The following is a 20,302-nucleotide window of genomic DNA, read 5'->3' as shown; positions in this document are numbered from 1 at the left end:
TGTCGTGACTTCCTATCTGAACGGGTGACTGTATTTATTTCCTGCCCAAGGGATAATCAGCCCCTCCTCCTGCATTCCGAGGGTATTTACACCTATGTGGTACAACGGCCTGCTCGACTTGTCGGCCTGGCAACTGGTCGGCATCACACTGCTGATGACCCACGTGACCATCGTCAGCGTCACGGTCTACCTGCACCGCTATTCCGCGCACCGGGCCCTGGAGCTCAATGGCGCGCTCAAGCACTTCTTCCGTTTCTGGCTGTGGCTGACCACGGCGCAGAACACCCGCGAATGGACTGCCGTCCACCGCAAGCACCACGCCAAGTGCGAAACCCCCGACGACCCGCACAGCCCGCTGTACAAGGGCCTGGGCACGGTGCTGCGCAAGGGTGCCGAGCTTTACCGGGAAGAGGCGCGCAACCCCGAAACCCTGCGCATCTACGGCAAGAACTGCCCGGACGACTGGATCGAGCGCAACCTCTACTCGCGCTACAAGCTGGGTGGCATCGCGCTGATGGCGGTAATCGACCTGCTGCTGTTCGGCACCATCGGCATCACCATCTGGGCAGTGCAGATGATGTGGATTCCGTTCTGGGCCGCCGGCGTGGTCAACGGCCTGGGGCATGCCCTCGGCTACCGCAACTTCGAGTGCCGCGACGCCGCCACCAACCTGGTGCCGTGGGGCATCGTCATCGGTGGCGAAGAGCTGCACAACAACCACCACACCTACCCCAACTCGGCCAAGCTGTCGGTCAAGCGCTGGGAGTTCGACATGGGTTGGGCGTGGATCCGCCTGTTCTGCCTGCTGCGCCTGGCCAAGGTGCAGCGCGTCGCGCCCATCGCCCACCGGGTGGCCGGCAAGGCCAGCCTGGACATGGACACCGCCATGGCCATCCTCAACAACCGTTTCCAGATCATGGCCCAGTACCGCAAGCTGGTGATCGGCCCGCTGGTCAAGCAGGAACTGGCCCGCGTCGATGCCTCGCTGCGCCACCACTTCCGCCGCGCCAAGCGCCTGTTGTCGCGCGAGACCAGCCTGCTGGAAGACCGCCACCATGTGCGCATCGAGTCGATGCTCGCCCACAGCCAGGCGCTGAAGACCATCTACGAAAAACGCCTGGCACTGCAGCAGATCTGGGCGCGCACCAGCGCCAACGGCCACGACATGCTGGCCGCCATGAAGGACTGGGTACACGAGGCGGAAACCAGCGGCATCCATGCCCTGCGCGACTTCGCGGCACAGCTCAAGACCTACTCCCTGCGCCCGACCGGCGCCTGACCGCCGTTGATCGGCACGCCCCTTTGGCGGGGCGTGCCGCTCGGAACTTCGCCCTCTCGTTTACACTCATATCTGGCACATCGCCCGCGTGGCGGGCCAGATGCTGGCCGCACGCTTTCACGCCGAGATCTGCTCCGTGCACATGGCCAAGAACATTCCAACGACACTGCCCGGCACCCCGCCTCCCGAAGCCGCCCAGACCTTGCTTGCGCTGCTCCACGCCCAGGGCGAGGTTGCCCGCCTGAGCGAGCGCGAGCAGCTGTTCAGCTCGCTGCTCGACAGCGTCAACGCGGTGTTATGGGCCTTCGACTGGGAAACCCGTCAGGTGCTGTACGTCAGCCCCGCCTACGAACGCATCTTCGGCCGCCCGGCCAGCCTGGTGCTGGCCGACTACAACGAGTGGCGCGACAGCATCTACCCCGACGACCTGGAGTTCGCCGAGCGCAGCCTGGCCCAGGTACTGCTCAAGGGCTCGGTGGAAGACCGCGAGTACCGCATCCTCAATGCCGACGGCCAGCTACGCTGGCTGAGCGACAAGTGCTACATCAACCAGCAACGCGATGGTGACCGGGTGATCATCGTCGGCATCGCCGAAGACATCACCGAGAAGAAGCAGCTCGAAGGTGAACTGCAGCGCTTGGCCACCACCGACGTGCTGACCCAGAGCAGCAACCGCCGGCACTTTTTCGAATGCGCCCAGCAAGCCTTCGACAGCGCCCGCGAAGACGGTACGCCACTGGCCTTCCTGCTGCTGGACATCGACGACTTCAAACGCATCAACGACAGCTACGGTCACCAGGAAGGCGACCAGGTGTTGCAGCAGATCGCCGATAGCGGCAAGGCCGTGCTACGCCGAGGTGACCTGTTCGGGCGCATTGGTGGCGAGGAGTTCGCGGCAGTGTTCCCCGGCTGTAGTGCCCAGGTCGCGGAGCAGATTGCCGAGCGCTTGCAACGGCAGATCCAGCGGCTGAGCTTCAGCCATGGGGAGCAGACCTACGGGGTGACGGTGAGCCAGGGGGTGACCGGGCTGACTGACGAGGATGTGGCGCTGGACAGCCTGTATGCCAGGGCCGATGCGGCGATGTACCAGGCCAAGCGACAGGGCAAGAACCAGATCGTCCGCGGCTGACTGTTTTACACCACTTGCTGGCCTGTACGGTCCCTGTGGGAGCGGCCTTGTGTCGCGAAAGGGCTGCAAAGCAGCCCCTGGATCTCAGCGCAGATGCACAAATTGCTGGGGCTGCTTCGCAGCCCTTTCGCGACACAAGGCCCCTCCCACAGGATCTGCGCCGGGTTCAACGAACCTAGCCCCAAAATCTCAGCTGGAAACCTCGGCCTCAGCTACCGGCGGCTCTTCCTGGGGTTTCACCTCAGGGTTCTCCACCTTACGCAACCGCCTCAGTTCCGGCAGGCCAAGCTTGAGCAGCCGCGCGGTCTTGCTGCTGGCCACCTTCTCCAGCCCCTGCTCGGCCGGCAGCCGCGACAACTGCCCGGCCAGGTTCATGGCCAGGATCTCCCGCGAATACACCCCGCCGCCCAGCTGGTAGATCGCCGCAATCAACTCGCGCAACCCCAGCGGCAACCGCCAGCGCGTACGCAGCGCCGAGCCGAACGCCGCCCCGAACTCGTTGAGCGACAGCTGCACCTGGTCCTCATCCAGCTCGCCCCCGGCCAGCCGCCATTCCTGCAGGCAGCGCAGCACCGCCAGGTCACCCAGGCAATGCAGCAACCCCGCGCAATAACAACGCCCTTCGTCCAGCTCGAGCATGCGTGCCAAGGTGCGGCCATATTCGGCAGCGTGCAGCGACAACTCCCAGTAACGGGCCGCATGCTCCGCCAGCAGCGGGTCACTGAGGCGCGCACTGCGCTTGAGGGTCATGCCCAGGATCAGGTTCATGCTCTGGGTGCTGCCAAGCTTGTTCAAGGCCTGCAGCAACGTTTGCACCGGTGCTTCGCGGTGCAGCGCTGCGCTGTTGGCCGCAGCGATCAGCACGGCGGTGATCTGCGGGTCGCCCTGCACTTCCTCTTCGAGCACTCTCAGGTTCAGGCCCTGGGGGTTGAGCGCGCGCTTGATCGCCACCTGCACATCGGCCAGCAGCGGCCCGCCATCGGCGGTAGCGCGACGCTGTTCGAGGTAGGCCGGCAGGCTGGCACCAGCCTGCAAGGCCGGCACCGGGCAGGCGATCTCTTCGCCAACCGCCAGCAGCAGCTCTTCCAGGCGCTTGCGCAGGGTGTCCAGGTTCAGCGGCTTGCTCAGGTAGGCCGTGGGGTGCAAGGGCAGTGCTTCGCGCACACTGGCACTGTCGCTGCGGTTGCTCATGAGAATGAACGGCAACCCCGAACCTTTGGCGCGCACCTTGCGCAACAAGTCGAGGCCATCGACACCGGCCAGTTCGCGCGCGGCGATGATCAGGTCGGGTTTACTGGACAGCGCACTCAAGGCCTGCGAGCCGTCGGCGCAGACCTGCAGCCGGGCATCACAGCGCACGCTCAACAGCATTTCGCTGAGCATGTCGCGTACCCAGGGGTCGCCCTCGACAATCAGTACACTTGGTGGGGTGGGGTCTGCAGCGTTCATCGCCAACTCCTGAATAGCCCTGACACACAGTCCGTCGCAGCTTCCTGAGCAAATCCTCCGACAACGATAGCGCCCCACGGCTTTCCTGGGCACAAAAAAAAACCCGCCGAAGCGGGTTTTTTCTGAAGCACGTCACATCAGGCGATTTCAGCGAAGCACTCTTCGATGATAGCCAGGCCTTTGTCCAGCAGAGCGTCTTCGGCGGTCAGCGGAACCAGGATACGCAGGACGTTGCCGTAGGTGCCGCAGGACAGCAGGATCAGGCCCTTCTCGCGCGCCTTGGCGACAACCTGGCCAACGGCAGCAGCGTTCGGGGTGTGAGTGCCTTTCTCGAAGACTTCGACAGCGATCATCGAGCCCAGACCACGGACGTCGCCGATGATCGGGTACTTCTTCTGGATTTCGCGCAGGCCAGCGGTCAGGCGCTCACCCACAGCTTTGCTGCGATCCAGCAGTTTCTCTTCTTCGAACACTTCGATCACGGCCAGGGCCGCGGCGCAAGCGATCGGCGAACCGGCGTAGGTGCCGCCCAGGCCGCCAGGAGCGATGGCGTCCATGTACTCGGCCTTGCCGCACACACCGGCCAGCGGGAAGCCGCCAGCGATGGATTTGGCGAAGGTGGTCAGGTCAGGCGCAACGCCCATCTGTTCCATGGCGAAGAAGGTGCCAGTACGGCCAGCGCCGGTCTGTACTTCGTCGGCGATCAGCAGGATGCCGTGCTGGTCGCACAGGGCGCGCAGGCGCTTCATCAGCTCTTTCGGCGCTGGCAGGAAGCCGCCTTCGCCTTGTACCGGCTCGAGGATGATCGCGGCGATGTCGCGCGGCTCGGCGTCGTTCTTGAAGATGCGCTCGACCGAGGCGATGGCGTCGTCAACGCTGATGCCGTGCAGTTCGCTCGGGAACAGGGCGCGGAAGATGCCACCTGGCATCAGGCCCATGCCAGCGGAGTACGGCACGACCTTGCCGGTCAGGCCCAGGGTCATCATGGTACGGCCGTGGTAGCCGCCGGTGAAGGCGATGACGCCAGCGCGGCCAGTGGCGGCACGGGCGATCTTGACGGCGTTTTCAACGGCTTCGGAGCCGGTGGTGACCAGCAGGGTCTTCTTGTCGAAGTCGCCTGGGACCAGCTTGTTGATCTTTTCGCACAGCTCTACATAAGGTTCGTAGGCCAGCACCTGGAAGCAGGTGTGGCTGACCTTGGTCAGCTGCTCTTGCACGGCCGCAACCACTTTCGGGTGCAGGTGGCCGGTGTTCAGTACTGCGATGCCGCCGGCGAAGTCGATCAGTTCGCGGCCTTCAACGTCGATCACGGTCGAGTTCTTCGCGGTATCGACGAAGATCGGGTGGATCTGGCCAACGCCACGTGGGACGGCGGCGACACGACGTTGCATCAAGGATTCGTTGGTCTTGCTCATAATGCCCTCATTGCGCCGGTCTGGAGTGGCGCTTTTATTCGGGGGTGGCTGGGAGTGCTCGCGAACAGTATTCGTTGATCGACTGCCGTGAACGCCCTGGCCACCAGGTGCTGCGATGTAAAAAAGGCCAGCGAGACGTCGCTCTCGCGCCCCGCTGGCAGAGGTAAAGCCGTTACCGTGCTATCAGACGCTGATGCACAGGTATTTGATTTCGAGGTAGTCCTCGATACCGTACTTGGAACCTTCGCGGCCCAGGCCCGAAGCCTTGATGCCACCGAACGGTGCCACTTCGTTGGAGATCAGGCCGGTGTTGATACCTACCATGCCGTATTCCAGGGCTTCGGCAACACGGAACACACGGCTCATGTCGCGGGCGTAGAAGTACGAGGCCAGGCCGAACTCGGTGTCGTTGGACATGGCGATGACTTCGGCCTCGTCCTTGAAGCGGAACAGCGGCGCCAGCGGGCCGAAGGTCTCTTCCTTGGCGACGGCAGCGGTCTTCGGTACGTCGACCAGAATGGTCGGCTCGAAGAAGTTGCCTTCGATGATCTTGCCACCGGACAGTACCTTGGCGCCTTTGCCAACGGCGTCTTCGATGTGTTCCTGGACCTTGGCGACAGCCTTGCCGTCGATCAGCGGGCCAGTGGTGGTGCCTTCTTCCAGGCCGTTACCGATCTTCAGCTTGGCAACAGCGGCGGCCAGCTTCTGGGCGAACGCGTCGTAGACGCCGTCCTGCACGTAGATACGGTTGGCGCAGACGCAGGTCTGGCCGTTGTTGCGGTACTTGGAGATGATCGCGCCCTCGACCGCCTTGTCCAGGTCGGCGTCGTCGAACACGATGAACGGGGCGTTGCCACCCAGCTCCAGGGAAACCTTCTTGATGTCCTTGGCGCATTCTTCCATCAGCTGGCGACCGATTTCGGTCGAGCCGGTGAAGGACAGCTTGCGGACCAGGGAGTTGCCGGTCAGTTCACCGCCAACTTCACCAGCGCTGCCGGTAACCACGCTCAGTACGCCAGCCGGGATGCCGGCACGGTGGGCCAGCTCGACCAGGGCCAGGGCGGAGTACGGGGTCTGCGAGGCAGGCTTGAGCACCATGGTGCAGCCAGCGGCCAGGGCCGGGCCGGCTTTACGGGTGATCATGGCGGCCGGGAAGTTCCACGGGGTGATGGCCGCGGTAACACCGATTGGCTGCTTGATGACGATCAGGCGCTTGTCTGGCTGGTGGCCCGGGATGGTGTCACCGTAGACGCGCTTGGCTTCTTCGGCGAACCACTCGATGAACGAGGCAGCGTAGGCGATTTCGCCCTTGGCTTCGGCCAGCGGCTTGCCTTGTTCGGTGGTCATCAGGCGAGCCAGGTCGTCCTGGTTCTCGATCATCAGTTCGAACCAGCGACGCAGCTTGGCCGAACGCTCCTTGGCGGTCAGGGCACGCCAGGCCGGCAGAGCCTTGTCGGCGGCTTCGATGGCGCGGCGGGTTTCCGCGGTGCCCATCTTCGGCACGCTACCGATGACTTCACCAGTGGCCGGGTTGGTGACCTTGATGGTCTGGCCGTTGTCCGCATCCAGCCACTCACCATTGATGTAGGCTTGCTGGCGGAACAACTGAGCGTCTTTGAGCTGCATGTCGGCTTCCCGAATTGTTGATTGTTGAAAAGCGCCCAAGGCAGGGCATCGAGCGTTTGAAATCTCAAACGAATGCTAAGCGGCTGCTGGGGTGTTGGACAATAGGCTGTTCGAAAAAAAGAACGAATGGTTGAACACCCTGGCGGAAATTTCACATTTCTGTGCCGTAGCAACCGGCCCTATCGCCGGCAAGCCAGCTCCCACAGGGACCCCACAGGTGCTGAATTTTGTGGGGTCCCTGTGGGAGCTGGCTTGCCGGCGATAGGGTCAGTAAAGGTTAGACGAACGAGCTGAAGGAAATGTGATGGGAGGACCGACGGCCCTCCCGGAAGGGATGGGTCAGAAGGCCTTGGCCAGGTCGATCACCAGGGCTCGGTAACCCACGCTGCCCGGCTGCCGGCTGTGCACCTTCAGCTCCACCAGCACCTCCTGGGTCCCGCGCCGCACCTCGTTGAGCACGGTGGTGGTCAGTTTCTCCGGGGTCAGGAAGTTCACCGACGCCGAGTAGATGAACTGGGTGTCGGTCTCCGGCCGGTAGGCCACCACCGAGGTCACCGGGCTGTACCACTCGTCGCCGCGCTCTTTGCCATATTCCCACACCTGTTCGACCGTGCCCTTGGCCTCGTCGATGCGGTACTCCACCGCCCGGCTGTAGTTGCCGGTCAGCCTGGTCGGCGCAAAGTCGCGGCCCCAGCCGTTGTCGAACACGGTCAGTGTGCCTTTTCCGGTCAGCCAGGCGGTGTGCTGGGTCCAGGACCAGTCGAAGCCTTCGCTCGCCACCGGCTTCAGCACTTTCTCGCGCAGACGCTCAGGCCAGCCTTGGGGCGAGGCGAGAATCCACTTCACCTGCTTGTCGCGGCCGATCTTCACCACGCCTTGGTGCCGTGCTGAAACGATGATGCTGTCGTCATCGGCGTCGTAGTCGATGGCATTGACGTGCGCCCAGTTACGCCCGGTGCCCACCCCCGGGGTGTCACCAAAGGGCAGGTCACCCTCGGCCAGTTCGTTGGCCAGACGCTCGTCCTGTTTCTGCACCCCGGCCGGCAACTGGATGGCTGCCTTGCCCAGGGTTTCCAGCAGGTCGCCACGGTACGGGTCGAGGATCTGGTTGAGGTCCCAGAAGTCCAGTACATCACCGGCCTCGTCGACCTCGATGATGTGGTCGCGGATCGAGCGCACGCGCTTGCCGTCGGGCCGGCGATAGTCGCTGGTGCCCACCCGCAGCAGGTAGGTGCCATTGGCGGTCTCGCGGATTTCATGGGAGAAGTCGGCGAACTTGTCGGGCAGGCTGCGCTGCCAGATGCGCCGGCCCAGCAGGTCGTACTTGGAGTAGGTCTGGCCCTGGCCCCAGATCAGCTTGCCGTCGCGGGTCTGCTGGAAGCCCATGGTGCCGCCCAGGCCATCGCGGCGGTTGGAGTCGTGGATCTGCTCGATGTCCAGGTACCAGCGCACGTCGCCATTGCTGTCGGCGATCCAGTTGTTGCCCACCTGGTCCCATTCCGCCGCACCGCCGAGGGCATTCCACTTGAAGGCGCGCCCGCCCGGGATGTCCCCCTGCAGGTGGTTGAACAGGTACAGGCGCTGTTCAAAACCTGGCGCTACCTTGACTGGCTGCACTTCAGGCAAGGCAGCGGTCTGCCTGGCCACCACCGGCAGGCGCACGGCCGGGGCGTAGATCTGGTACTGCTCGCGGATGCGCTCGCCGTCGAGCTTGTAGGTCACTTCCACCTGGTTGACGTGATCCGGGTACAGGCCGAATACCGGGATGCCGCCATAGGTCCACAACGAACGGTCGGACACCTCGTAGGCGATGTCCACACCGCGCTCGCCCCGCCCCAGCACGCGCACGTGCGCGGCACTGAGGCTGCGCCCACCGTCGCGAATGATCGCGGTCAGCGGCGCCAGGCGATACGGGTTGACCACCACGTCGCCGAGCAGCGCCTCGTCACGTTCGGGAACCTTGGCGGTCAGGCAGGCGCCTTCAGGCAATGCAGGGGTTTCGGTCTTGGCATTCATGGCATAGCTCCTTGTGCTCAGAAGTCGTAACGGGCGGTGGCGCCGAAAGTGCGCGGGGTACCGAGCACGCCGGCATAGCCACCGTTGGCGGAGTTCCACAGGCTGGTGAAATAGGTCTTGTCACCGGCGTTCTTCACCCACAACGACAGGTCGACCACGCCGTCGCCCTGGTCCAGGCGCACACCGGCGGAAAGGTTGACCAGCGCGTAGCTGGGGATCTGGCCGAAATCGGAATCGTCGATGGTGCCCACCGCCTTGGAGCGGAAGGCGTAGCTGGCGGTGACGTAGGGTTCGATGTGCTCGCTGGCCTGCCACTTGTACTGGGTGTTGAGGTTGGCGATGTACTTGGAGGCGCCGACCACCTGGTGGCCGGACAAATCGCAGGTGGCGGTGGCATTGGCCAGGCTCACTTCCGGCGGGCATGGGGCGTCCTTGTACTCGGTGTAGCGCACGTCGTTCCACGAGCCGTTGAAGTTGACCGTGAGGCCGCGCAGCGGCAGCGCCGTGGCTTCGAACTCCAGGCCACGCGAGCGCACGCGGCCGGCGTTGGCCAGGTACTGCACGCGGTTGATCTGGTCGTAGACGTTGGCCTGGTAGCCATGCACTTCGGCCCAGAACAGGTTGGTATTGAGTTGCAGGCGGTCGTCGAACAGCGAGCTTTTCAAGCCGAGTTCGGCGTTGTTGACCCGCTCGGTGCCGACCAGCAGCGAGTCGGTACCCAGCCGTGGCGCAGCGCCAACGGTAAGGTTGATGCCGCCAGACTTCTCGCCGTGGGTCAGGGTGGCGTAGCCCAGCAATTGCTCGTTGAAGCGGTAGCTCAGGCCCAGCAGGCCAGAGGGGCTGAAGCTGTACTGGTTGAGGTCGCCTGAATCGTAGGCGCCTACCCGGCCCTGGCGTGCTGCTGCGGCGGCCCCGGTTACTGCCGCACCGCCGGTTGGTGCATCGCGGGTCACCCAGGCGCTCTTTTCTTCATAGGTGCCGCGAACGCCGGCGGTGAAGTCCAGGCGGTCGGTGATGTGCCAGGTGCCCTGGGCGAACAGCGCGTAGCTGTCCGTGTCGATGTGCCCGTTGCCAATGGTGTCGACGTTGGCCAGGGCGCCGGCCGGGGTGAGGTTCCAGATGTCCGCCTGCGGCCCGTAGAAAGTGAAGGATTTGTTGTCCAGGTCCTGCTTGAAGTAGTACGCGCCCAGCACGTAGTCGAAGGCACCACCGGTGGGCGAAGCCAGGCGGATTTCCTGCGAGTACTGCTTGTCGCGCACCGATACCCCGGCGCTGTAGAACACCGGCACGTTTAGGCCGTCGTCGTTGCGCGGGGTGAAGTCCCACCAGCGGTAGGCGGTGATCGAGGTCAGGGTGAAGTCGTTGGGCAGGGTCCAGTTGGCCTCCACCGAGGTACCGCCCTGGAACACCGTCACCTGCTGGTCAGCGTCGAAGTTCACCTTGCGGTGCTTGCCCGACACCAACGTCGCGCCGGCCTGGGCGGCCAGGCTTTCGTAGCGGTTGACGCCATTGATGGTAGGGCCGGTGCTGTACAGGCTGAGGATGCCGTTGTCGGAGTCTTCTTCGTTGTATTCGCCGATCCAGCGCAGGTTGAAGGTTTCGCTCGGTTTGAACAGCAGCTGGGTACGAAAACCTTGGCGCTTGCCGCCGTTGAGGTCGTCGCCGTTGTGGATGTTCTTCACATAGCCGTCGTCTTCGGTGCGATAGGCGCTGATGCGCCCGGCCAGTGTGTCGCTGATCGGCCCCGAGAAGCTGCCTTGGGTTTGCAGGTAACCGTCTTCACCAAACGACTGCTGGATGCTGCCCTCGCGGTGGAAGGTGGGCTTGCGCGTGGTGATGTTGAGCACGCCAGCGGTGGTGTTCTTGCCGAACAGCGTACCTTGCGGGCCGCGCAGCACCTCCAGTTGCTCCACATCCAGCAGGTCGAACACCGCCATGCCGGGTCGGCCGAGGTAGACGTTGTCCAGGTAGATGCCGACGCTGCCTTCCAGGCCATCACTGGCGGGGTTGTTGCCCAGGCCACGGATCGAAATGCTCGACTGCCGGGCATGAACGTAGGCGACGTTGGTGCTGGGTACTAATTGCTGCAGGTCCTGCACGCGGTAGATGCGTTGGCTTTCCAGGGTTTCGCTGTCGAGCACGCTGATCGGCGTGGGCACGCTTTGCGCGGTTTCTTCGCGGCGGCGGGCATTGACCGTGACAGTGCCGAGCTTGGCTTCCTGCTCCACCGCCGGGGTGGCGCTGACTGGCTCTTCGGCGAAGCTGGCAGAGGACGCCGCCAGCAGCACGCCGGCAGCCAAGGGTTGCAAGGTGAAACGCGACGCGCGCGCAGGCCAACGGGAAACTCCGGACATGCAAATGCTCCTTGAGGCATGGGCCCTGGCGAGCATTTCCGTTGGCGGAACCGAATCGCGGTCAGTCGGGCTTATATTCTTTTAGGTGATATAAATATTTGTAATTCATATTTTGTGGAATAAGTGACTCCCTTTATAAGGGGGCTAACCCTTGTCAGCAATTGCATTCGACCGAAAGTTTCAATGTAAAAAATGCATATCGATCTCCGTCAGCTGCGCCACTACATTGCCCTTGTCGAGCACCGCAGCTTCGTTGCTGCGGCGGCAGCGGTGAACCTGTCGCAATCAGCGTTCAGCCGCAGCATCCAGACCCTCGAGCACAACATCGGCTGCCGCCTGGTGGACCGCGCCAGCAAGGAGCTGGCGCCGACTCGCCAGGGCCTGCTGGTGCTGGAGCATTCGCGGCGGCTGGTGCATGGGGCGCACAACCTGGTCAACGAGATCCATCAGTTCAACGGTGCCACTACCGGCGTGGTGCGTTTCGGCTCCGGCCCGGCGCCGGCAGGGGGTTTGGTACCGCGGGCGGTGGCACGCTTCGTCGCCGAATACCCCGCGGCACGTACCTGCTTCCAGGTGGACAACTGGCAGGCGCTGAACCGCAAGCTGGTTGCCGAGGAGATCGAGTTCTTCGTCGCTGACACCCGCCAGTTCGAGTCCGACCCGGACTACCAGGTGCACAAGCTGACGCCGCAGCGCTGGCATTTCTGCTGCCGCGTCGGGCACCCGTTGACCGAGCGCGAGAGCGTTCGGGCGCGCGACCTGTTCGACTACCCCCTGGCCACCACCTTCCGCCCGCCGAACATCCGCAAGATCCTCAGCGACCTCAGCGGTCGGCAGGATTTTCTGCCGACGGTGGAGTGCGAGCATGGCTATGCACTGCTGAATGTGGTGATGCATTCGGACACCATCGGCATTGCCTGCAATGCCAACTTGCGTCCGTATCAGCGTGATGGGGGATTGGTGGCATTGCAGCTGGCCGACCTGACGGTGGAGCAGGAAGAAGCGTTCTATACCCGTTATGGGGTGGTGAGCCGGGTGGGGTATGGGCTATCGCCGTTGGCTCAGGGGCTGGTCAGGCAGTTGATTGCCTGCGATACCGAGTTGTAGCTGGCGGGGGCTTTGCCCCCGAATCGCCGGCAAGCCAGCTCCCACAAGATCACCGCTGCCTTCTGGCCTGTGATGTACCTGTGGGAGCTGGCTTGCCGGCGATAGGGCCGCAAAGCGGCCCCGGCGATATCAGCCTTTACGCGTAGTGCGGCTGAGTTGCCCATCCACCCCGACCGGCACCTCACCCGCCAGGGTCACCCGCCGCACCACCCGCGGCTGGGTCCCGTAATCATCCAGCGCATAATGCTGCGTCGCGCGGTTATCCCAGATCGCCACGTCCCCCGCCTGCCAGCGCCAGCGAACGGTGTTCTCCAGGCGCGTCACATGCCCTTGCAGCACCGCGAACAGGTGCTGCGAATCCGCCAGCGAATAACCTTTGATGCGCTTCACGAAATGCCCCAGCTGCAGCACCCGCTCGCCACTGATCGGATGCACGCGCACCACCGGGTGCTCGGTCTCGTACACCGTCGAGGTGAACACTTTGCGATAGCGCTCCAGCTTGGCGGGGTCCACATCGGGCTTCACGCTGGCGTAATCGTATTCGTTGCTGTGCACCGCCCACAGTTTGTCGGCCAGCTCGCGCAGCGGCTCGGGCAGCTCCTGGTAGGCCGTGGCGGTGTTGGCCCACACGGTGTCACCACCGGATGCCGGTGCCACCACACTGCGCAGGATCGAGGCTTTGGGGTAGGCGTCGACGAAGGTCACGTCGGTGTGCCAGGAGTTGGCCCGCTGGCCTTCGGCACCATCGAGCTGCAACAGGTAGCTGGTGCCATCCACCACCGGCACGGTGGGGTGGGCGACCGGCTCACCGAGCAACTTGGCGAAGGCTTCCTGGCTTTGGTCATCCAGGTGGGTCTGGCCACGGAAGAAGATCACCTTGTGCTTCACCAGCGCGGCCTGGATGGCGTCGAGGGTGGCGGCATCAAGGTCGGCGGACAATTGCACCCCGCGAATTTCGGCACCGATGCGGCCGGCAACCGGGTGGATGTCGAGTTCGAGGGTTTGTGGCGCGGTGGCCAGGGCGGCGTTGCTCATGGTCGTGTCCTTGCGGTCATTGTCGGGTTATCGGGGTTCAGCGGGCGGCCTGGACGGCCTGCTTCTGTTGCAGGGCGGCATCGAGGAAGCGTGGTTCGATCCAGTCGGCCACCTGGAAGCCACGACGGATCAGGCGCTCCTTGGCGGCCAGGTCCACACCCTGTTGCAACTGGCCGACGAATTCGGCGTCCAGCCGTGGATCGAAGTAATGGGCCAGGTCTTCCTTGGCCAGGTCGTCGCTGAGGATGCTGCGCGGCCAGTTGGCATTGCTGGCCACCAACTCGACATAGGCCTCGCGGTTGTGTTCGTCGCGCAGCCAGGCGCTGGCCTGTTGCTGGGCATTGACCAGGCGTTGCACCAGCTCGGGGTATTTGCGGATGAAATCGCCAGTGCCCAGCAGCACCGCCTGGGTACTGCCGGCACCTTCCAGGTCACGCGAGTTGACCGGTAGCTCGACCAGCCCGCGCTCGCGCAGCGACAGCAGGTTGGACAGGCCCCAGGTGGCGTCGATCTGCTTGGCGGCCAGCGCGGCATTGGCGGCGTTGAAGTCCAGGTTGATCACCTTCAGCTCGCGCTCGCTAAGCCTCTGACTGGCCAGGGCGCTGGCGAACGACAGCTGGTTGGCGGTGCCACGGAACACCGCCACGCGCTTGCCTTTGAGGTCGTGCAGGGTCTTGATGCCGGACCCGGGCACCACGCCCAGGTAGCTCTTCACCCCACGTACCCCCGCCGACAGCACGCGGGTATCCAGGCCATTGGCCTTGCCGACGATGGCGGCCAGGTCGCCGAGGTAGGCGAAATCGGCCTGGCCGTTGGCCAACGCTTCGTTCACCACCGGCCCGGCGCCCTTGAAGAAGTGCCAGTCGATGCGAATGTTGTCCTTGGCGAATTCCTTCTCCAGCAGTTGCTGGTCACGCAGCACGTCGACCACGCCACCGGCGCTGGGCTTGCTGCCCGCGCTGAGGTCGGGCACGGCGATGCGGATGCTTGCTGGCTTGGCCGGTTCAGCTGCGTGGGCGCTGAGGGTGAAGGCCAGCCCAAGGGCGGTGATCAGGTGGCGCAGCGGGGTTTTCATGGCAAGGCTCCTTGGCAGGCTGCCACCGGCGATGGCCGGCGCTTTGGCCAGAAGCTAGGCAGGTCTGGTTAGAACCTACAAAGATCAAAACTTCATTCTTCAGTAACTGAAAGGCATAAATCAGGCGGCATGCGGGCCTGCGGCTGGCTTGCGGAAAACGCATGGAAAATATGAGGAAAACGCAACGGCGAGGGGCTTCCGTATGCATGAAGCGCATGCTCTTATCTCTTGAAAGTCATTTTTTAGAATTTTTAATTCCATAAATGAATAATCTAACAACGCTTCGAGAGATGGCCGATGAATGGAATTCTGAGCAGAGGTCGGGGATTGTTCCGGGGGTCGCTGCGCGACCCTTTCGCGACGCAAGGCCGCTCCCACAAGGATCGCGCCCGCTTGTTGCCCTGGGTCTTGCCTGTGCTGGTTGCACTGCTGTGGGTAGTGGCCAGCCGGGAGCACTGGATGAGCGAGCAGATCCTGCCGGCGCCAGCATTGGTGTGGCAGAGCGCGGTGGAGTTTGGCTCCGGCGAGCTGTGGGGGCACCTGTGGATAAGCTTGCAGCGGTTGTTCTGGGGGCTGGCGGTCGGCATCGGCAGCGGGTTGCTGCTGGGGGTCTGGCTGGGTGCTTCGCGGCGGGCGCAGACGCTGGTGCTGCCGACCTTCGTGGCGCTGGCACAGATACCTACCCTGGCCTGGATCCCGTTGTTCATGCTGTTCTTCGGGATCGGCGAGTTGCTCAAGCTGGTGGTGCTGGTGAAAGCCGTGGTGGTCCCCGTTACCTTGCACACGCTGGTCGGTGTACGCGATGCCCAGCCCAAGCTGCGAGAGGCCGCTGCGGTGCTGCGCCTGCCTCGCCATCTAATGTTCCTGCGCCTGCTGCTTCCGGCTGCCCTGCCCGCCTTCCTCACCGGCGTACGCCTGGCCCTGGCCACCGGCTGGACCTCGCTGCTGGCGGTCGAACTGCTGGCCTCCAGCGAAGGGATTGGCTACCTGATGGTGTGGGGACGGCAGCTGTTCATGCTCGACCTGGTGCTGCTGTGCATCCTGGTGATCGGCCTGGTCGGCGCACTGCTGGAGCGCGGCTTCTCGGCCCTGGAAAAGCGCCTGCTGTACTGGCCGCAAGCGGCCACAGGGGAGCAGCACCGTGGCCCCGTGCCGCGGGGTTGGCAAAGCCTGCTGCTGCCACTGGCACTGTTGGCACTGTGGCAGGCCAGCAGCAGCTTTGGCTGGGTCGACAGCAACATCCTGACCTCGCCACTTGAAGTGTTGCGCACCCTGCTGACCGGCCTGGCCGATGGTTCGCTGCCGCAAGCCTTGCTGCTGAGCCTGCAGCGCGCTTTGGCCGGCTTGCTGCTGGGCGGTAGCGCTGGCCTGCTGGTCGGTTTGCTGTTGGGGCTTTCGGCCAATGCCGAACGTATCTTCGGGCCCAGCCTGTCGGCCTTGCGTCAGGTGGCGCTGTTTGCCTGGGTGCCGCTGCTCACAGCCTGGTTCGGCCTGGGTGAAGGGGCCAAGCAGGTATTCGTCGGCATGGCTGCGTTCTTCCCGTTGCTGATCGCCACCCAGCGCGGTATCGCCAGCCTCTCGCCGCAGCTGGGTGAAGCCGCGCGCACCCTGCGCCTGAACCTGTGGCAACGCCTGCGCCTGCTGGTGCTGCCCGGCGCAGCCCCGGCCATTTTTGCCGGCCTGCGCCTGTCGCTGATCTACGCCTGGCTGGGCACCATCGGTGCCGAATACTTCATGCCCTCGGACGGTGGCATCGCCAGCCTGATGATCGGCGCCCAGCAACTGTTCCGCATGGACCAGGTAATGGCCGCCATGCTGCTGATCGGCCTGGTCGGCGCCCTGCTCGGCACCCTTGGACAACGCCTCGAATCGCGCGCCACGCGCTGGAGAACCGCATGAACGCCTTCAATACCTCGCACCTTCACGCGGCCAACCAGCCCGACGTCACCCCGCCCCTGGTCAGCTTCGAGGGGGTCGGCAAAGTGTTCAGCGTCGATGGCCAGCCGCTGGAAGCCATCCGCAACTTCAACCTGTCGATCAACCAGGGTGAGTTCATCGCCATCGTTGGTGCTTCCGGCTGTGGCAAATCCACCCTGCTGCGCCTGCTGGTAGGGCTGGATACCGACTACAGCGGCAACATCCGTGTGGACGGCCACACTGTCAGCGGCATTGGTAGCGAACGCGGCATCGTGTTTCAGGAACACCGGCTGTTCCCCTGGCTGAGCGTGGAACAGAACATTGCCCTGGGCCTGGTCAACGAACCGCTCACCCAGGGTGAGCGCGCGCGGCGGGTACACGAGTTCGTGCAACTGGTGGGGCTGGTCGGCTTCGAGTCGGCCTACCCACACCAGCTGTCCGGCGGCATGGCCCAGCGCGTGGCGATCGCCCGAGGCCTGGTAGCCAGCCCGCGTATCCTGCTGCTCGACGAGCCGTTCGGCGCGCTAGATGCGCTGACCCGCCAGCAACTGCAGGACGAGCTGCTGGCCATTCGCGAACGTGCCGGCATCACCACGCTGCTGGTCACCCATGACGCCGAGGAGGCCACCTACCTGGCCGACCGGGTGGTGGTTCTGGAGCCGCGCCCGGGGCGGATCAAGTCGGTGGTGGAGATCGACCTGCCACACCCACGGTTGCGTACGGGCGTGGCACTTCACGAGCTGCGGGAGAAGGTGCTGCACCAGATCACCGGGGATGGCGGCTACCTGACGCCGCCGGTGCGACGGGTCGAAGGGCTGAGGCCGGAGCTGATTGCGCTCTGAGCCTGTGGGAACGGGCCCGTACTCATAGAACTGCCCATGACTCACTGAATTAGCAGGGCCCCTGTGGGAGCGGCTTTAGCCGCGAACACCGGCGCAGCCGGTGCCATGCACCGAGTTGGATTCTTCGCGGCTAAAGCCGCTCCCACAGGGTACGCGGACCGCTTGCGAATTCAGGTCTCACCGGGCACTGAGGTCACGCAGGTAAGCCCAAGGATAGATACCCCGCTCATGCCCATCGCTGAACACCAGCTGCACGCCATATCCTTGCGGCTCGATTTGCACCACGCGCACATCATCGCGAACCAGGCTGATGCTCCCCTGCAGCCGTGCCGCTCGGCATTGTGAACAGGGGCAAGCACCGCGCAGGCGGGCATGGCTGAAGCTGTGTTCGCCGTCTTGCCACTGCAGCACCAATTGCCCGGGCCCGCGCATGTTGCGAATAGCTTGCGGGGCGTTCATCAGGAGGCCCCGCGCAGTTGCGCCATGGCGATCCGCACAGCCTTGCGCACCTCGGGGTCGCTATCGGCCTCGGCGGCCTGCAGCACCGGCAAGGCACGCGCCTGGCCCAGCTCACCCAGGGCCAGAGCCGCCTCCTTGCGCAGATTGGCAATGCCGTGGCCGAGCAACTCGCCAAGCGCGTCCAGGGCCGCAGCATGACGCAGCCGCCCCAGGGACCGCGCCGCACGCAGACGTACTTGCCAGAAGTCATCGGCAAGGGCATTTACCAGTGCCGGGCCTGCTGGGGCCAGGCCCACCTTGCCTAGCGTGGTGGCGGCTTCTTCGCGCACTTGCCAGGCCTTGTCAGCCAATGCAGCCACCAATGCTGGCACCACCGCGCTGTCGCGGGCGAGGCCCAGCGCACCAATGGCCGCGCGGCGCACCTCGGTGTCCGGCTCGTCTGCGGCAAGCTTTGCCAATGCTGGCAATGCCGGCTGGTGCTTGAGCCAGCCAAGAATGCCCACTGCCTCACGCCGGACCGCGGCGTCGCCATCGGCCAGGGCCAGCAGTGCAGGCTCTGCAGCATCTTCCAGGCGCAGCTCGCGCAAGGCACGCAGGGCGCTGGCACGGACGAAGGCATCGGCATGTTTGACCCATGGCAGGATCAGCTGACCAGTTTCAAGGCTCTTGAGTTCGCTGAGGCTCTGGGCGGCAGCCAGCCGTACCGGCTCGGCAGCATCGGCCAGCGCAGCGCACAGGGCCTGCACAACTTCGGGTTCTTCCCAGGCCTCGAGCAGGCGCGCGGCCTCGGCACGCACCTCGTCGGCGGCATCCACCAGCAGTGCATCGGTGAGCCATGGCAAGCCATCCGGGTCTTCCAGGTCGGCCAGTTCGATCAGGGCGATGCGGCGCACGCCTGCATCAGCGGCACCAAGGCGAGGCAGAAGAGCAAGGATGTCGGGATTGTCAGTCGTTCGTTCAGTCATAGCGCGATCCGTAGCGGTGGGTGCTCAGTGTCCGGCAGGCCCAGCGGGGTCAGGCGCGGCAGTTCGCGGCCTTCCTCGTGACGGAGCAAGGCCAGACAGTGACGCTTGAGGTGAGTGAATTCAGGGCTGGTCAGCAGGCTGGCGCGGCGTGGGCGCGGAAACTCCAGGTGCAGGTCTTCGATAAAGCGGCCAGGTCGCGGGCTCATCACCAGGATACGGTCGGCCAGGAACAGCGCCTCGTCGATATCGTGGGTGACGAACACCACGGTGGTGCGGATGCTTGCCCAGATATCCAGCAACAGCTCCTGCATGCGTGCACGGGTTTGCGCATCCAGGGCACCGAAGGGTTCGTCCATCAGCAAAAGGCGCGGGCGGTTGATCAGCACCCGGGCAATCTCGGCCCGTTGCTGCATACCGCCGGAAAGCTGGCTGGGCCAGCGCCCGGCAAAGTCGCCCAGCCCCACCAGTTGCAGCATTTCACGAGCCTGCCGGCGACGTTCGGCGCGGCCCTGGCCCTGCATCTTCAGACCAAAGGCCACGTTGTCGAGCACGCTACGCCAAGGCAGCAAGGTGTGGTGCTGAAACACCATGCCACGCTGCGGTGACGGCCCGGCAACGGTCTGGCCATCCACGCTCAACTGGCCGCTGCTGGGCACCAGGTGCCCGGCCAGGGCGCCAAGCAACGTCGACTTGCCACAACCGGAGGGGCCAAGGATGCAGACGAACTCGCCTGGCTCTACGGCAAAGTCCAGACGCTGCACCGCCTCGAATGCTTCGCTGCCGTGCCCCAGTCGAATCGACAGGCCACGCCCGTCGATACGCCCTGGTGCTGGTTGATAACTGTTCATCAGCTGGCCCTCCGCGTGCGGTACCAAGGCGTGGCCAATTCCCCAAGTCGCTTGACCAGGGCGCTGCTGCCCATACCCAGCACGCCGATCAGCAGCATGCCGACGATGATGTCCGGGTAGTTTTGCAAGGTGTACGACTCCCAGGTGTAGTAGCCGATACCGAACTGTCCGGAAATCATCTCGGCGGTGACCAGGCAGAACCATGAAGTCCCCATGCCGATGGCCAGGCCAGTGACGATGCTTGGCAGCGCTCCAGGCAACACCACTTCGCGCAGGATCGACCAACGTTCTGCACCGAGGCTGCGCGCCGACGCCACCAGGCGCGGGTCGATGGCCTCGACGCCGTGCACGGTGTTCAGCAGGATCGGGAACAGCGCGCCAGTGAACGTTATGAACACCATCGACAGTTCCGACGACGGGAACATCAGGATCGCCAGCGGGATCCACGCCACCGCAGGAATCGGCCGCAGCACTTCGAGTGGCGGCAGCAGGGTGTCCTCGGCCCATTTCGAGCGGCCGATCAACAACCCCAGGGCCACGCCAATCAGCGCCGCGGCGCCATAACCGGCAAACACCCGTGACAGGCTGCTGCCCAGGTGCGCCAGCAGGGTGCTGGAGGTCAGCAACTGCCAGGCAGCTTCCAGCACCGCCTTCGGTGTGGGGACATAGGTGAACGTCAGCAGCCCGAGGTCCAGCTTCACGCTCGCCGCGACCTGCCAGAACAGCAGGCAGGCCAGCAGCGAAGCCAGGCGTACCGGCCAGCGCTTGAGGTTGCAGGTCATGTCG

The 20,302-nt window shown here is 64.3% G+C and carries 16 protein-coding genes; 5 read left to right on the top strand and 11 right to left on the bottom strand.

What is annotated here, in order from left to right; genetic code table 11:
- The first annotated feature begins 94 nt into the window (after positions 1-94).
- Together desA and ABX298_RS11650 are read left to right on the top strand one after the other, a co-directional pair.
- Positions 95-1,279, top strand: coding sequence for a delta-9 fatty acid desaturase DesA (gene desA, locus ABX298_RS11655; RefSeq protein ID WP_039614263.1), 1,185 nt, complete (start codon positions 95-97; stop codon positions 1,277-1,279).
- Between the two features lie 100 nt (positions 1,280-1,379).
- On the top strand, positions 1,380-2,408 hold the full coding sequence (locus tag ABX298_RS11650; protein ID WP_039614264.1) for a sensor domain-containing diguanylate cyclase: 1,029 nt from the start codon (positions 1,380-1,382) through the stop codon (positions 2,406-2,408).
- A 189-nt stretch (positions 2,409-2,597) separates the two neighbouring features.
- Here ABX298_RS11650 and ABX298_RS11645 read toward each other — a convergent pair whose 3' ends face one another.
- The 5 genes from ABX298_RS11645 to ABX298_RS11625 form a co-directional block, all read right to left on the bottom strand.
- Positions 2,598-3,857, bottom strand: coding sequence for a response regulator (locus ABX298_RS11645; protein WP_075044305.1), 1,260 nt, complete (start codon positions 3,855-3,857; stop codon positions 2,598-2,600).
- A gap of 137 nt (positions 3,858-3,994) precedes the next feature.
- Positions 3,995-5,272 carry a 4-aminobutyrate--2-oxoglutarate transaminase gene (gabT, locus tag ABX298_RS11640; RefSeq protein WP_003255866.1) on the bottom strand — a complete coding sequence of 426 codons (1,278 nt, stop codon included), beginning with the start codon at positions 5,270-5,272 and terminating at the stop codon, positions 3,995-3,997.
- A gap of 183 nt (positions 5,273-5,455) precedes the next feature.
- Entirely contained in the window at positions 5,456-6,898 is a 1,443-nt protein-coding gene (gene gabD / locus ABX298_RS11635) for an NADP-dependent succinate-semialdehyde dehydrogenase (protein WP_367394410.1), read from the bottom strand.
- 339 nt (positions 6,899-7,237) lie between these two features.
- A complete protein-coding gene (locus ABX298_RS11630) occupies positions 7,238-8,914 on the bottom strand; it encodes an aryl-sulfate sulfotransferase (protein ID WP_025337306.1) in 1,677 nt (558 codons plus the stop codon).
- Positions 8,915-8,931: 17 nt separating this feature from the next.
- Positions 8,932-11,268: a TonB-dependent receptor gene (locus ABX298_RS11625; RefSeq protein ID WP_085591806.1), complete on the bottom strand. Its 2,337-nt coding sequence runs from the start codon at positions 11,266-11,268 to the stop codon at positions 8,932-8,934.
- Positions 11,269-11,460: 192 nt separating this feature from the next.
- On the opposite strand from ABX298_RS11625, the gene ABX298_RS11620 reads away from it, so the two are divergent.
- The gene (locus tag ABX298_RS11620) at positions 11,461-12,375 is read left to right on the top strand and encodes a LysR family transcriptional regulator (RefSeq protein ID WP_075044302.1); all 915 of its coding nucleotides are present in this window, start codon (positions 11,461-11,463) and stop codon (positions 12,373-12,375) included.
- A 129-nt stretch (positions 12,376-12,504) separates the two neighbouring features.
- Here the strand turns inward: ABX298_RS11620 and ABX298_RS11615 are convergent, their stop codons facing one another.
- The gene (locus ABX298_RS11615) at positions 12,505-13,410 is read right to left on the bottom strand and encodes a TauD/TfdA dioxygenase family protein (RefSeq protein ID WP_367394409.1); all 906 of its coding nucleotides are present in this window, start codon (positions 13,408-13,410) and stop codon (positions 12,505-12,507) included.
- A 37-nt stretch (positions 13,411-13,447) separates the two neighbouring features.
- Entirely contained in the window at positions 13,448-14,485 is a 1,038-nt protein-coding gene (locus tag ABX298_RS11610) for an ABC transporter substrate-binding protein (protein ID WP_367394408.1), read from the bottom strand.
- Positions 14,486-14,782: 297 nt separating this feature from the next.
- Between ABX298_RS11610 and ABX298_RS11605 the strand changes: the two genes are divergently transcribed.
- The gene (locus ABX298_RS11605) at positions 14,783-16,384 is read left to right on the top strand and encodes an ABC transporter permease (protein ID WP_367394407.1); all 1,602 of its coding nucleotides are present in this window, start codon (positions 14,783-14,785) and stop codon (positions 16,382-16,384) included.
- A complete protein-coding gene (locus tag ABX298_RS11600) occupies positions 16,381-17,244 on the top strand; it encodes an ABC transporter ATP-binding protein (protein WP_025337300.1) in 864 nt (287 codons plus the stop codon). Before ABX298_RS11605 ends, ABX298_RS11600 begins: the two co-directional genes overlap by 4 nt.
- Before the next feature lie 177 nt (positions 17,245-17,421).
- On the opposite strand, the gene ABX298_RS11595 is transcribed toward ABX298_RS11600, so the two are convergent.
- From ABX298_RS11595 to ABX298_RS11580, 4 genes are read right to left on the bottom strand one after another with little or no spacing between them, the layout of a single operon-like run.
- Complete coding sequence (locus ABX298_RS11595; RefSeq protein WP_085591800.1) at positions 17,422-17,703, bottom strand: gamma-butyrobetaine hydroxylase-like domain-containing protein; 282 nt, start codon at positions 17,701-17,703, stop codon at positions 17,422-17,424.
- The gene (locus ABX298_RS11590; RefSeq protein WP_085618377.1) at positions 17,703-18,668 is read right to left on the bottom strand and encodes a HEAT repeat domain-containing protein; all 966 of its coding nucleotides are present in this window, start codon (positions 18,666-18,668) and stop codon (positions 17,703-17,705) included. Before ABX298_RS11590 ends, ABX298_RS11595 begins: the two co-directional genes overlap by 1 nt.
- Positions 18,665-19,516 (bottom strand): ABC transporter ATP-binding protein, encoded by an 852-nt coding sequence (locus ABX298_RS11585; RefSeq protein ID WP_367394406.1) that lies wholly within the window; start codon positions 19,514-19,516, stop codon positions 18,665-18,667. The genes ABX298_RS11590 and ABX298_RS11585 overlap by 4 nt, the downstream gene beginning before the upstream one ends.
- Positions 19,516-20,298, bottom strand: coding sequence for an ABC transporter permease (locus tag ABX298_RS11580; RefSeq protein WP_015268565.1), 783 nt, complete (start codon positions 20,296-20,298; stop codon positions 19,516-19,518). Before ABX298_RS11580 ends, ABX298_RS11585 begins: the two co-directional genes overlap by 1 nt.
- Positions 20,299-20,302: the final 4 nt, after the last annotated feature.

The organism is Pseudomonas sp. X4 (assembly GCF_040784925.1).
In the GTDB taxonomy this organism is placed as follows: Bacteria; Pseudomonadota; Gammaproteobacteria; order Pseudomonadales; family Pseudomonadaceae; genus Aquipseudomonas; species Aquipseudomonas putida_Z.
The sequence above is the reverse complement of the archived record's forward strand: the minus strand, read 5'-3'. Positions and strand labels throughout refer to the sequence as shown.